14 protein-coding genes are annotated in these 12,706 nt (G+C 45.0%); 4 read left to right on the top strand and 10 right to left on the bottom strand.

Going from position 1 to position 12,706, the window contains the following annotated elements; all coding sequences use genetic code 11:
- Nucleotides 1-7: 7 nt before the first annotated feature.
- Nucleotides 8-907, top strand: a complete 900-nt coding sequence (locus BLQ53_RS00075; RefSeq protein ID WP_139180821.1) for a glycine betaine ABC transporter substrate-binding protein — start codon at nucleotides 8-10, stop codon at nucleotides 905-907.
- A gap of 350 nt (nucleotides 908-1,257) precedes the next feature.
- On the opposite strand, the gene BLQ53_RS00065 is transcribed toward BLQ53_RS00075, so the two are convergent.
- Nucleotides 1,258-2,115: a LysR family transcriptional regulator gene (locus BLQ53_RS00065; protein ID WP_244499188.1), complete on the bottom strand. Its 858-nt coding sequence runs from the start codon at nucleotides 2,113-2,115 to the stop codon at nucleotides 1,258-1,260.
- A 111-nt stretch (nucleotides 2,116-2,226) separates the two neighbouring features.
- Between BLQ53_RS00065 and BLQ53_RS00060 the strand changes: the two genes are divergently transcribed.
- Nucleotides 2,227-3,234: a YeiH family protein gene (locus BLQ53_RS00060; protein ID WP_093724757.1), complete on the top strand. Its 1,008-nt coding sequence runs from the start codon at nucleotides 2,227-2,229 to the stop codon at nucleotides 3,232-3,234.
- 84 nt (nucleotides 3,235-3,318) lie between these two features.
- On the opposite strand, the gene aguB is transcribed toward BLQ53_RS00060, so the two are convergent.
- The 4 genes from aguB to BLQ53_RS00040 form a co-directional block, all read right to left on the bottom strand.
- The gene (gene aguB, locus BLQ53_RS00055) at nucleotides 3,319-4,194 is read right to left on the bottom strand and encodes an N-carbamoylputrescine amidase (RefSeq protein ID WP_093724755.1); all 876 of its coding nucleotides are present in this window, start codon (nucleotides 4,192-4,194) and stop codon (nucleotides 3,319-3,321) included.
- 5 nt (nucleotides 4,195-4,199) lie between these two features.
- Entirely contained in the window at nucleotides 4,200-5,231 is a 1,032-nt protein-coding gene (locus BLQ53_RS00050; RefSeq protein ID WP_425288269.1) for an agmatine deiminase family protein, read from the bottom strand.
- 76 nt (nucleotides 5,232-5,307) lie between these two features.
- A complete protein-coding gene (locus tag BLQ53_RS00045; RefSeq protein WP_170829521.1) occupies nucleotides 5,308-6,129 on the bottom strand; it encodes a DUF2785 domain-containing protein in 822 nt (273 codons plus the stop codon).
- Between the two features lie 55 nt (nucleotides 6,130-6,184).
- Nucleotides 6,185-6,796, bottom strand: a complete 612-nt coding sequence (locus BLQ53_RS00040; RefSeq protein WP_244499187.1) for a YitT family protein — start codon at nucleotides 6,794-6,796, stop codon at nucleotides 6,185-6,187.
- Nucleotides 6,797-6,999: 203 nt separating this feature from the next.
- Here BLQ53_RS00040 and BLQ53_RS00035 point away from each other — a divergent pair, with 203 nt between their 5' ends.
- Nucleotides 7,000-7,443 carry an Lrp/AsnC family transcriptional regulator gene (locus BLQ53_RS00035; RefSeq protein ID WP_093724749.1) on the top strand — a complete coding sequence of 148 codons (444 nt, stop codon included), beginning with the start codon at nucleotides 7,000-7,002 and terminating at the stop codon, nucleotides 7,441-7,443.
- On the opposite strand, the gene BLQ53_RS00030 is transcribed toward BLQ53_RS00035, so the two are convergent.
- The 5 genes from BLQ53_RS00030 to BLQ53_RS00010 all read right to left on the bottom strand — a co-directional run bounded on the left by BLQ53_RS00030 (nucleotide 7,437) and on the right by BLQ53_RS00010 (nucleotide 11,395).
- Entirely contained in the window at nucleotides 7,437-8,987 is a 1,551-nt protein-coding gene (locus BLQ53_RS00030; protein ID WP_093724747.1) for a polyamine aminopropyltransferase, read from the bottom strand. The genes BLQ53_RS00035 and BLQ53_RS00030 overlap by 7 nt on opposite strands.
- Before the next feature lie 27 nt (nucleotides 8,988-9,014).
- On the bottom strand, nucleotides 9,015-9,410 hold the full coding sequence (locus BLQ53_RS00025) for a DUF350 domain-containing protein (protein ID WP_093724745.1): 396 nt from the start codon (nucleotides 9,408-9,410) through the stop codon (nucleotides 9,015-9,017).
- A gap of 32 nt (nucleotides 9,411-9,442) precedes the next feature.
- The gene (locus BLQ53_RS00020; protein ID WP_170829520.1) at nucleotides 9,443-10,096 is read right to left on the bottom strand and encodes a DUF4247 domain-containing protein; all 654 of its coding nucleotides are present in this window, start codon (nucleotides 10,094-10,096) and stop codon (nucleotides 9,443-9,445) included.
- 94 nt (nucleotides 10,097-10,190) lie between these two features.
- The gene (locus BLQ53_RS00015; protein WP_093724741.1) at nucleotides 10,191-10,859 is read right to left on the bottom strand and encodes a PspA/IM30 family protein; all 669 of its coding nucleotides are present in this window, start codon (nucleotides 10,857-10,859) and stop codon (nucleotides 10,191-10,193) included.
- A gap of 23 nt (nucleotides 10,860-10,882) precedes the next feature.
- Complete coding sequence (locus BLQ53_RS00010; protein WP_093724739.1) at nucleotides 10,883-11,395, bottom strand: DUF4178 domain-containing protein; 513 nt, start codon at nucleotides 11,393-11,395, stop codon at nucleotides 10,883-10,885.
- Between the two features lie 194 nt (nucleotides 11,396-11,589).
- On the opposite strand from BLQ53_RS00010, the gene uvsE reads away from it, so the two are divergent.
- Nucleotides 11,590-12,546 carry a UV DNA damage repair endonuclease UvsE gene (gene uvsE / locus BLQ53_RS00005; protein WP_093724737.1) on the top strand — a complete coding sequence of 319 codons (957 nt, stop codon included), beginning with the start codon at nucleotides 11,590-11,592 and terminating at the stop codon, nucleotides 12,544-12,546.
- The last annotated feature ends 160 nt before the right edge of the window (nucleotides 12,547-12,706 follow it).

The following is a 12,706-nucleotide window of genomic DNA, read 5'->3' as shown; positions in this document are numbered from 1 at the left end:
TCAATTCATGAGAAAACGATTAACCCTATTCGCCCTATTAACGGCTTTGCTGATCGTACTAAGCGCATGCGCCCCTGGTGGCAAGAGCATCACTGTCGGAGCAAAAACTTTCACTGAGCAGCTGGTCATAGCCAAAATGACGACCTTCATATTGGAGGATAACGGTTATAATGTTGAAGAAATTCAAAATTTAGGCTCCTCCGCCATGCGTCAAGCAATCGAAACCCGCCAAGTTGATATGTCATGGGAATATGTTGGAACAGCACTTGTCACCTATTTGGATCAAGAGCCGATTGCCGATAAAGATGAAGCGATGCAAAAGGTTCAGGAATTGGATGAGAAAAACGGCATTGCATGGACTAACTTGACTGACGCCAACAATACGTACGCATTGGTTATGGAACGGGAAAAAGCAGATGCGTTAGGCATTGAGACGTTAAGTGATTTGGCAGCTTATGCGAAAGAAAATCCAGAGGATCTCCGATTCGGGATGGAGACGGAATTCAGAAATCGGAGAGATGGGATGCCTGGATTAGAAGAATATTATGGATTCGATGTCCCTCCTTCCAATATCCGTGAAATGGAAATCGGTCTTTATTATACAGCATTGGAAAATGATGAAATCGACGTCACCCAAGCCTTTGTAACTGATCCACAGATTAATTCCATGGATCTGAAAATATTGGAAGATGATCAGCAATTTTTCCCTTCTTACAACTATGCTGCCACCATCAATCAAGAAACCTTGGATGATTATCCAGAAATAACCGAAATATTGGAGCCGCTCCAAAATGCACTGACAGAAGATTCCTTGCGTGAATTGAACTACCAGGTAGATATTGAGCAAAAAAGTGTAGAACGTGTAGCCAAGGACTTCCTCGACGAAAATGATTTACTCAAAGATTGAAAAATGGCCCTCACAGGGCCGTTTTTTGTATGTATATCACGCTTTCACAAATTCACCGGTTTTCATCTATGTTTCATGATCGCAGGGAGATTGCCGGCTTCTTGGGATGTGGCTGCATGTTCATTGCCCTTTTCCTTTTTTGGCCATTTCACCGTTAAAGGAGTATGATTGGATTGGTGTTGGACTATGTACACCGCAATGCTTTTGGTGACACAGCCATAAAAGGACTTCAGATGTGATGAAATGGAAAAAATATCATGTGATAGATGACCTATAGGACAAACAAGGAACATACCTCGTGGCCCCACTGACACACAAACTACCCGGCAGCCATACTCTAATCAAATCTATCATCCTGATAGTAAACTGTCTAAAAACAATTCCATATTTTTTGTAATCTGTTTCTTTTTCGCAATGACATATGAAAAAGATCTCTTTTCTTGAAATCCATTGATTGAAACGACCTGCAGTGTCCCATAACGAAGTTCTTCTTGAATTGCAGCTTGTGATAGTAAAGCAATTCCCATTCCGCTGCTTACTGCATTCTTGATTGCTTGTGTAGAAGAAAAAATAAATCTGGACTTAATCCGAAGGCCTTTTTCCGATACAAAATGGTCGAATGCTTGTCTTGTACCTGAACCCTCCTCGCGAATGATCCATACCTGCTCGCTGAGTTCCTCCACTGTCCGAATCGGCTTTGCAGAGGAAGATACAATCACAAGCTGATCCTCCTGGAAGGATTCCTGAAGCACTTCCCTGGAATGAATTTCTCCCTCCACCAAACCAATATCCACCTCAAAACGCCGGACTGTTTCTATTACCGAATCTGAATTACCGATGGTCAGCTGGAACTCTAAATGATCATAGACTGCATGAAGATGTGCAAGGACCTTAGGCAGCAAGTACTCGCCTATTGTATAGCTGGCGCCTATCCTGAGCAGACCGGAAACATGATTTTTCTGTTCGTATAATGTCTCTTTGATGTTCTTATACAAAGTCATCATCTGTAATGCATGGTCATAGAAAAGTTCCCCCTCGGTCGTAAGCTGTACATGCTTGGTCGTCCGTGTGATGAAAGCGGTAGAAAATTCATTTTCTAAATTCTTGATATGGACTGTCACCGTAGGCTGCGATAGCCCCCTTATCGCTGCTGTCCTCGTGAAATTCTTTTCCCGTGCTAAAGTTAGAAACGTTTCAAGCTCATCCATATGCATCCTCAAGACCTCACTTATTAATAAGATTAATAAGTATGATTATATATATCAATTTCACAAATAGAAAGCCAGGTGCCATACTTTACTTATGACAGGAGGGATCACATGCGCCAAAGACAAGATTCTTACGCGAAAGGACTATTCATCACCCTCATTATTGCCATACTAGCCGCACTGCTGGCCAAATTGCCGTATTTGGATATAGTGGGGCAGCTGGTTATTGCAATATTGATTGGCATCGTATGGGGTCATACATGCAAGGTTAAGCCACAGTATAGGATAGGAATCGAGTTTTCCAGTAAAAAACTCTTACGAGTGGGGATCATCCTATTGGGGTTAAGACTGAATATGGCAGATATATATCATGCCGGATGGAGGACTTTCTTGTTTGCCGGGATCTTATTAAGTATTGCACTGACCTTTGTTTACGCATTATCAAGATTATGTAAGGTAGATAAAACGCTAAGCCTATTGACGGCTTGCGGTACAGCAATTTGCGGAGCAGCAGCAATTGTTGCAATAGCCCCGCTCCTCAAAGCAAAAGAAAGTATTACAGCAGTAAGTGTGGCTGTTATTGCTGTGCTTGGTACGCTGTTCACGCTGATTTATACATTTTTATTTCCATTCTTACCCCTAAGCCCTTATGAATATGGCATGTTTGCTGGCGGTACACTGCATGAGATTGCTCATGCAGTAGCTGCATCTTCCGCAGGAGGTACAGAATCCGAGGACATTGCTATTGTCGTTAAGCTGACAAGAGTAGCACTTCTCGTTCCAGTTGCACTTCTGATCGGCATAACTGCTCAAAGGTTGGACCAGAAGGAGGAAGAGAAGAAAAGTTTCGCCTTTAAAAAGCTACCTATACCTTGGTTCATCTTTGGTTTTCTTTTCATGAGTGCCGTGAATACAGCAGGAATCATACCAGTAAATATAGTGGAGAATTTTGTGACATTCTCGTATCTGCTTCTCGGAATGGCTATGGCGGGATTAGGATTGAATGTGGAACTGACAGTTTTCAAAAAATTGGGGTTCCATGTCTTCTATGCTGCCTTCCTGGGATCAATTGTCTTGGCAGGAACTGGGTACTGTTTGATTTACGTGATGGGGCTGTAATAAGAATCTATCCATATACAAATGCACCCTGCAGGCAAACTCTTAACGAGTTCACTGCAGGGTGCATTTTACAAGCCTCAAGCTTCACACTGTCGTAGAACCATCGGAGCTTAGGATATTCCGGTACATCGACGGACGGCGGTCACGGAAGAGACCCCATTCCACACGCTGCATCGCGAGTTCATCCAGATCGAAGGTGGCTGTCAGGATTTCCTCTTCTGTACGCCCTGCCTCCGCTAGCAAATTGCCTTGCGGTCCGGCAATGAACGAAGAACCGTAGAACGTGATGGAGGAATCATCATCGGTTTCCACACCAATCCGATTCGATGCTAAAACAGGCATCAGATTGGATGCTGCATGTCCTCGCATGCACATTTGCCAATGATCCTTTGAATCAATGCTAGCATCCTCCGGTTCTGAACCGATTGCTGTTGGATACAGCAGGAGTTCAGCCCCTTGAAGCGCCATGCTGCGCGCTGCTTCCGGGAACCACTGATCCCAGCAAATGCCTACGCCGATCTTTCCGAATTTTGTATTCCACACCTTGAATCCAGTGTCGCCAGGAGAGAAATAATATTTCTCTTCATAGCCAGGTCCATCAGGGATGTGCGTTTTCCGGTAGATGCCAAGCACGGATCCATCTGCATCTATCATAGCGACTGTATTATAGTTCGCATTATTCTTTTTCTCATAAAAGCTGATCGGCAGCACCACGCCAAGCTCTTTTGCCACTTGTTTAAAATGCTGCACTGCTTTGTTCTGATCCAGCTCTGTTGCATACGCGTAGTACGCAGGTTTTTCCTTTTGGCAAAAGTAAGGTGTCTCAAATAATTCCTGGAGTAAAATGATATTTGCTCCTTGGGCAGCCGCTTGGCGGACGAGCTTCTCAGCATGAGCAATATTCTCTTCCACCCCACCAGAACAAGCCATCTGTGTAGCTGCTACTGTTACCTTCCTCAATTACTTCACTCCTCCATTGCGGGCATTTGCTGTGTCGTACAATGCACATTTCCGCCCTCTTTGATGATAGCCAGTCCATCAATCGTACGGATCCGGCGTTCAGGGAACTGCTCCTGCAGCAGCTTGATCGCCCGCTCATCCGTTCCTTTTGCGGTATTGCCGAACACAGGAAGGATGATGCCGCCATTTACGAAATAGAAATTGATGTAGCTCAACGTCAAACGCGTGTCATTCCAAGTTATTTTCGGCGGCTGCTGGACTGCAATCACTTCGATTTGACGGCCTTTCGCATCCTTCGTCTCATCAAGAATCCGCAGATTCTCCTGTGTGATCTCAAAATTTTCATCCTCAGGGTCATCTGTTACCTGCAGCAACAGCTTACCAGGCGCTGCGAAGCAAGCGATATTATCGACATGTCCGTCTGTTTCATCTCCAGCGACTCCGCGTTTTAGCCAGATCACTTTTTCAATACCAAGATAGTGACGGAGATAAGCTTCGATGTCTTCTTTAGACAGATCCGGATTACGGTTCGGGTTTAACAGACATTCCTCGGTAGTGATCAGCGTCCCTTCCCCATCAACATGAATGGATCCGCCTTCTAACACTAATGGGGCGTCCAATTGCTTGATACCCAGGTGGCGCAAGACCGCAGGAGCTACAGCATCATCGAGATCCCACGGGAAATATTTTTCTCCCCATGCATTAAAACGCCAGTTCACACCAGCAAGTTTGCCCGCTTCATCGCGGACGAATGTCGGTCCATTATCACGCAGCCACGCATCGTCATGGGAGACTTCGAGCAATGTCACATTCTCATCTTGTCCCACATAAGCGGCCGCTGCATCATGGTCCTCTTTGTTCACCAATACAGTAATCGGTTCGAATTCCGCAATTGCAAGGATCAGATCTGCATAACCTTTACAAACAGCTTCCCAGTCCTCCGGGTAAACCATGGAGTCCTTCACAGGCCAGCTGATCAGTGTACGCTCATGCTTCTCCCATTCCGGAGGCATAATATATGTCAAATGTTGTTCCATTTTCATCACTCTTTATCATAGATTCTTTAAAACAGACTTTCGGGATTATCATATAACAAAAGTATCTCAACAACAATCAGCAAGAAGGCTTTTGATGATAGATACCAGAAAATAACTGTTCGCACTCATATAAGGTGGATCGCAAGGCTGAATAGTCAGCGAAGCAAAAATACATGCTGCGGATGAACTGCTTGAAATTTGAGCGCATACGCAGATTCGTTTCCTTTACATCTGGCCAACATGCAATTACTTGCGACGCTTTGTCTTTCACCATAAATCCGACCACCGCAGGATCCAGCCCATTCTTTACGGCTGAATGGATCGCAATTGTCATTCGTTCATCTTCTTCATGCGAGAGGATGTGGTAAGGGAAAGCCATCTTATCTATCACCGCTTTTACAAGCTGCTGGCGATGATCGACCGTCAGCTCTGTCAATAGAATCAGTTCATCCAATGCATCTGCAGCATGCGCCAATGTATGCAGCCAGCCAAATGTTTCATCATATCCCCCTCCGACGGTCTCTTGCTGGATATAAGCAAGCAAAGCTTGATAAACTTTCTCTATTACAGACTCAGACAGAAATGCTTTGTTTCTGTGTCGAAAAAGAATGGCTGCAATCCACAATGTTGCAAAACTTCTAGTATATTTTTCTTCGTTGAATAGATACCGATCTGTCAGGAGCTCAACCAGTAACTCACTCATCACCTTAGGAGAAACCAATCCTTCTGTTATCCAGTTGCTAGCCGAACCATATATCAGCTCATCCCGCAAAGAAGGATCGTGATCACCAATATGCGGCAGCATGGAGAACAATAGTTCTTCCATAGAAACGGCCGTGTCGATCTGATCATTTACCCTTAATTGCGTAAGCTTTTGCTTTAAGACTTCTCTGTCCATTTTCCATTCCCCATAGCCAGATTGTACCATTAAAAAAAGAAGGATTTCTCCTTCGTCACTCTGCCGCTTGGGCAACTGGTGCTGCTTTAGGTGTTGGCAATGGTTTGGCAAACTTCTCTTTGAAGTAACTGATGACAAACGATGTCACCGCTATTGAGAGTATGGAATAAATACCTTTGATAAGACCGACCGAATAAAGGCTTACCATTACCACACAAAAATCAAATATAAAGTTGATTGTTCCTGGATTTGTTCCAAATCGTTTTTGCAGGAACAAGGCGAGAATATTCGCTCCGCCAAGAGATGCTTGATTCATGAATAAAAGAATTAAGCCAAATCCGACAATCAAGCCGCCAGCAACCGCTGCGACGATACCCGGAAGTTCAATGACGGGATAAAACGGATGAAGAAATGAAAACAAGGTCAGGATGGTTACGGATGCTATTGTCGTTACAGTGAAACGCCATCCCATATTAATGAATGAAAAGATGTAGAAAGGAATGTTGATGATAAAGAAAACGACACCGAAAGGCATGGACAGCAGATAAGATAACCCTAAAGAAAGTCCCGCTGTTCCACCTGTTACCAGCTCTGCACTTTTAAGCATATACAAGCCGAGGCTGGCCAGGAAACAGCCGAGAACGATTTTCAAATACTTCTGCAGCAAGCGATTTGCTCCTCTCCAAGTTAAAAATCAGCCTGAAAATCTTATATGGCCACATATAAATCACGACATCCTGTTAATTCACTTTCTATGTTAGAATAAATAACATAAGAAATGAATAGGTTTTTGAAGGCAATACATTGATTTGATATTCATAATGAAAATTATATGCGGCACTGACCTGCAATGTGAAAGGAAGGTAACTTATGGACCATATCGACCGCACTTTACTCGAATTGCTGCAGCATGATGGACGCATCACGATCAGTGAATTATCCAAGAAACTTGCTTTGAGCAGACCGAGCGTATCGGAACGGATGGCAAGATTGGAGGAGCGCGGAGTCATCGAGCATTATACTGCCCGAGTGGCACATGCGAAGGTTGGCCTGGATATCCTGCTGTTCATCCAAGTCAGTGAATTGAAGATATCCCATTTGGAGTTTGAAAATCTGATTGCACAAGAAGAAGCAGTACTCGAATGCCACCGGGTGACAGGTCCGATCAATTACCTGCTGAAAGCAGCTGTTCCTGATATGAACGGCATGCGCGAATTGATCGACCGGCTGATCCCATATGGGGCATTCAATACATCTACTGTACTGACTTCCCCGGTAGCCTATCGGGCACTGCTGCCAAGAGAAAATCAGTAGTGCTTCCATTCCTGCTGATAAATCTCGATCAAGTGTGGATCCACCAACGTATTCGGCCGGAGGGTCACGGTTTCTCCGTCTGAATTGGTAATCTCGCTGTCTTCATCCTTCCCGAATTCAGTCATGCCGGGAATCATGGATGATTTCAAGTACTCTGTCGGCACCGTGACCTCGAGTTTAGCTGGATCGATTGGGTTCCTGCTGGCCATGACAAAGCCCCAGTTGCCGAAGCTCGGCACATCCAGATGCAGATTTTCCGTTTCCAGCCCTGTTGCTCGAATGGTTTCATCAATCGTCCAATAAGACTCGGTCGCAAACACCGGACTGGTCGCTTGGACGATCATCGCTCCTTCGGGTTCCATGTGATTGCGTACTAATGAGTAGAATTCCTCGGTATAAAGCTTGTTCAGACTCTCATCATTCGGATCGGGCAAATCAACGATGATAACATCATATACTTGATTCGTCTCCTTCAAATAGTTAAAAGCATCCTGATTATGGATGGTCACTTTATCGTTTAACAAAGACCGGTTATTCAAATCAAGCAGTTTGGGCTCTGTCTTCGCCAATTCAGTCACAGCAGGGTCGAGATCGACTAACGTGATATCCTGCACATCCTCATATTTCAGGATTTCATTCGCTGCCAAACCATCCCCTCCCCCAAGAATCAGCACCTGATCATGCTGCTTGGCTTGAGACATGACCGGATGGACGAGCGCATCATGGTATCGATGCTGATCGAATGAGCTGAACTGCAAGCCGCCGTTCAAATACAGCCGCAGGTCATCCCCATTCCTGGTAAGGATGATATTCTGATACTGACTCTGCTCCATATGGATAATCGGATCTTGATACAGTTTCTGTTCGAAGGAAAACGCGGTCTCTTCTCCGAAAAAGACACCAAGAATGAGAAGGATCCCAATGACAATGCCGACAGTGGCATGCAAGGCAACGCGCTTCACTTCCTCACGAAACAGCCAGAGAACGATGAGTGCCACTGCTAAATTGACAAGACCGACTAAAAATGCCGATTTGACGATGCCAAACTGCGGACGAAGCAAGAAGGCAAATAGCAGGCCGCCGATCAATCCTCCAGCATAATCACTGAATAGGACACGGGCGGTACTGCGGCCGAGCGTCTCCCCGATCTCATTTGCTTTACGGATCAGGATCGGCAGCTCTACACCAGTCAGCGCCCCGACAATAAGTGTCACGAAATAAAGATAGAATGCATCCGTGCCATCGGGCGTGTATGCCGTGATTCCGAACATGGTGAAACTTGAAAACCCACCGATCAAGGCCACGAAGAATTCGATATAAATGAATGCCAGGATCAAGCGCTTCGTAACACGTTCACTGACACTGGCACCGATCCCCATTCCAGTCAAAAACAAAGAGATGGTGAGTGTATATTGCTTCACACCATCTCCGAGAATATAAGAGCCAAGAGCCCCGAATAAGACTTCGAAAATGATACCGCAAATCGAAACGATACCTGAAGCCCAATATATGAATGACGTTTTATTCGATACTTTCTGTTGCATCTATTTCATCTCCGAACTGGTATTAACTTACGTAATGGACGCACCGATGACAAATCCAAGTCCGACTGAAACTGCCAAGGAAATAATTCCGACAGCAATATTGTTTTCTTTCAGCTTGGATTGAACCGAGAAACGTCTCGTCACCCCTTCGAATATGAAATAGGCAACCATCTGAAGAACGACACCATAAGCACCCCAGATAAGCGTTTCCCAAAGTTCGCTGCTGTGATAAATGGAGAATGACAATACAAGACAGATCCCGATGACCTTACCGCCAATCGACAATGCCACTGCTGTATTGCCTTTCTCGATTTCCTCCCAGTCCCGGTACTTATGTGTGATCAGCTCAAAGATGATAAGACCGATGATGACGACCACAACCGCGATGGCAAAATACAAAAACGTCGATAGAAATGGATTCATGATTCTATGCCTCCTTATTTATTGGTTTATCTTTATTTACCAGCATCTGGTCCGCCGCCACGATAGCTGGACGTTCCGCGTCGTGTCGTGCCGCCGCCTGACCCGCCGCCGTCATCATTCGACCGATATGTCGACGTATAGCCCCCATAACAGCCGCCGTTCTGACAAGTATCCATTCTAGACTGGCTCCAGTTGCTGCCGAAAAGGGAGTTCAAAAGAGCAAATGTAAAGAATGTATTTAAATAGTTCGGTGAGTAGTTTTCCCTTACAAAGGTGCGATCTGCCACTTCAATCAAGGTGACATCCTCATCTTCTTCACTTGGTTTCAACGTGATAAAGACATCGTCATAAATCATGATCTGCTGTCCGTTTTTCTTGTCGCTGATTTCATCAGGACCTTCGGCTTGCTTGAACAGCTCTTCTAATTCGTCCACTGTATAAAGACGTGTTGCATAGACATTCGCACTGCCGTTTCTATCTCCTGAAACAACATCGAGCAAATAGAAGTTGTTGTCTATCAGCGTTTCAATCGATTCCCCTACACTGTTTTCAAATTCAGAAGTGACCGTTTCCTTATCCGGCTCATCAGGTATATCACTGACAGAAGCAGACGGTTCATCGGAATTACCGCAGCCAGCCAGAGTGAGGACAAAACACAGGCAAATACCTGCCAGCCAGTATTTCATGAAAGCTCCTCCCTTCTCCATTTTTCTTATGTACAGCAGACAGACGAAGACCCTTGCTTCACGCAAGGGTCAGCCTGCCGGTGGCTATGGCTGCTTACTCTTTACCCATTTTCTTTTTAAGGGCAGCTAACTCATCGTCGACACCGTTTTTCTCCAAAGCAGCAAATTCATCGTCGAGGGAACGATTCGATTTGGAAAGGTCCTCGCTAGTTTCTGCCTCCGCCTCGTACTGGAGTACCTTTTCTTCCATACGATCGAAGCCGCTGCGTGATTCATCACTGCCGATATTTGACATTGTGCGATTCATCTTCGTACGTGTTTTGGCAGATTCGGCACGTGCTTTCAAGGAATCTTTTTTCAGTTTCATTTCAGCATATTCTTTTTTCATTTCATCCAGTTTCTGACGGATGGATGCTGCGTCACTTGATGCACGCTCCCAAGAGGCGTAAAGTGTATCAGCTGTCTGCTGATGTGTCTGCTTATCCTCCAAAGCACGACGAGCCAAATCATCATTGCCTGCTTCAATAGCTGTCTCCGCTTGCTGCTGGCGCTTATCCGCCATAGCTTTGGCATCATCATACTTGCGTTTAAGCATCTTTTCATTGGCAATCTGCTTGGCAACAGCTGTCTCCGCTTCACGGATATCCGCTTCCATGTCGCGCATGAACTGATCCAGCATTTTCACCGGATCTTCTGCTTTATCCAGCATTGCATTCAATTCTGAGCTTACGACTGTTTTTACTCGGTTAAAAAATTTAAACATAACAATTCGCTCCTTTAATTGATTTAGTTTGAACCCGCAATGATTTTTATTTCACGCGGCTTGATTTCGTAGCCATAGCTGACTTCAATCTCGCTCCCCCAGCCTTCAAGGCCCAGGAAATGCTCTTCATCTTCATCATAATAATCCGCAAAATGGACGATCGAGCCATTCACATTACGGCTTCTTCCTTCACCTACGACCCGGGCTTCACCTTGCTCATCAAGATAGTAAGTCCGGCCTTCATGGGATAACTGCTTCGGATACGGTTTCGATACCGAAAGTGGGATTTTTTTATATATACCCAGTTCCAATTCGTCATCCATTTCCGCAGAGAGCCATAATGTTGTATCCCCTTCCACCAGCTGGTAATCGAACCATTCGTAATTCCCTTGACGGGATGTGATTTTGCCGACTACTTCATAGGTGACCAAGTCATATTCGACAATGTCCCCCACTTGGATGGAAAGTGCATGACGTTCCTTCACAGCAGGACGCTCCGGGGCTTTTTTCTTGAATATACGGGAAAGAATACCCAAAACCTTTCACCATCCTCTTATCTTGTACCTTCTATACGCGCAGGGATACAAAAGGTTTCAAAACTTTTTTCCTGCTCGGTTTTAATTATACAGGTGTACAGCCTGACATGCATGAACTTTGCTGCGATAAAATAAGATTACCAACGTCAAAAGAAGGGGAAAATAGCTATAGATTGTCACAAAGGAGAAAATGTATGATCATCCGTTTCGGCTACGTATCAACTGCGTTGAATTTATATGAAGCTTCACCGGCAAAGACGATGACATTTGCCAGGTGGTCCAAGCTTGAGAAAGCAAAGAGGCAAGCAAAGCTGCATGCGCTGACAAGAGAGAATCTGGAGCGCACAATCCGAATCCTGCATTATAATATCGCTCACCAAATCAAGCTTTACCGTTTTTCTTCCTCGCTCGCCCCGCTAGCCACCCATGAAGAAGCCGGCTGGGACTATCTTTCACCCTTCACCGACTTGTACGGAGAAATAGGACGGTTGGTTCGCGAATATGGCATCCGTGTTAGCTTTCATCCGAATCAGTTTACCCTTTTCACAAGCGATAAACCGCATATTACTTCAAATGCTGTGAAAGATATGCAATACCATTACAATATGCTGACTGCTATGGGATTAGAAGATGAAGCATATATCAACATCCATGTCGGCGGTGCATATGGAAACAAAGAGCTGGCCCTGGAACGTTTTCACGAAAACATCAAGCAGCTTCCTGATCCGATCAAGGCACAAATGACATTGGAAAATGACGATAAAACCTATACGACAACCGAAACCCTGGACGTATGTGAAAGGCATCGGATACCAATGATGTTCGATATCCACCATTACATGGCGAACCACACTGGAGAGGAGCCACTGGAGAAAGTTCTTCCACGCTTCATGGCCACTTGGCAGAACCGCAAACATGTGCCGAAAATCCACACCTCTTCACCAAAATCAGAAAAGGCTTTTCGCAGTCACGCCGATTATGTAGATGTGGAATTTCTGATGCCGTTAATCAAACATTTGAAGGATATCGGTCAATCCGTGGATTTCATGATCGAAGCAAAACAAAAGGATAAGGCCGCGTTACGGCTGGCAGAGGATATTTCCCGCATTCGCGGCGTGAAGCGAATCGGCGAAGCGACAGTAGAACTATAAAGAAAAGGCATTCCATAGATGATATGCTCCCCTTTAAGTAGACAGTGAAAAATAAAACTGTTTACTTAGACTGACATAGCGATGTGAGACACAAATAAAACACCCTTATTAGGCTGCCATGCCACCAAACTCTTTTGGTGTGTGGTAGCCTAATTTTTCT

The sequence above is a fragment of the Terribacillus halophilus genome (assembly GCF_900101385.1).
GTDB classification, from domain to species: domain Bacteria; phylum Bacillota; class Bacilli; order Bacillales; family Amphibacillaceae; genus Terribacillus; species Terribacillus halophilus.
The sequence above is the reverse complement of the archived record's forward strand: the minus strand, read 5'-3'. Positions and strand labels throughout refer to the sequence as shown.

What these genes read in the sequence shown, in the direction of transcription:
- BLQ53_RS00075 (WP_139180821.1), top strand. Translation starts at nt 8, where the DNA reads ATGAGAAAACGATTAACCCTATTCGCCCTATTAACGGCTTTGCTGATC.
- BLQ53_RS00065 (WP_244499188.1), bottom strand. Translation starts at nt 2,115, where the DNA reads ATGGATGAGCTTGAAACGTTTCTAACTTTAGCACGGGAAAAGAATTTC.
- BLQ53_RS00060 (WP_093724757.1), top strand. Translation starts at nt 2,227, where the DNA reads ATGCGCCAAAGACAAGATTCTTACGCGAAAGGACTATTCATCACCCTC.
- BLQ53_RS00050 (WP_425288269.1), bottom strand. Translation starts at nt 5,231, where the DNA reads ATGGAACAACATTTGACATATATTATGCCTCCGGAATGGGAGAAGCAT.
- BLQ53_RS00045 (WP_170829521.1), bottom strand. Translation starts at nt 6,129, where the DNA reads ATGGACAGAGAAGTCTTAAAGCAAAAGCTTACGCAATTAAGGGTAAAT.
- BLQ53_RS00035 (WP_093724749.1), top strand. Translation starts at nt 7,000, where the DNA reads ATGGACCATATCGACCGCACTTTACTCGAATTGCTGCAGCATGATGGA.
- BLQ53_RS00030 (WP_093724747.1), bottom strand. Translation starts at nt 8,987, where the DNA reads ATGCAACAGAAAGTATCGAATAAAACGTCATTCATATATTGGGCTTCA.
- BLQ53_RS00025 (WP_093724745.1), bottom strand. Translation starts at nt 9,410, where the DNA reads ATGAATCCATTTCTATCGACGTTTTTGTATTTTGCCATCGCGGTTGTG.
- BLQ53_RS00020 (WP_170829520.1), bottom strand. Translation starts at nt 10,096, where the DNA reads ATGAAATACTGGCTGGCAGGTATTTGCCTGTGTTTTGTCCTCACTCTG.
- BLQ53_RS00015 (WP_093724741.1), bottom strand. Translation starts at nt 10,859, where the DNA reads ATGTTTAAATTTTTTAACCGAGTAAAAACAGTCGTAAGCTCAGAATTG.
- uvsE (WP_093724737.1), top strand. Translation starts at nt 11,590, where the DNA reads ATGATCATCCGTTTCGGCTACGTATCAACTGCGTTGAATTTATATGAA.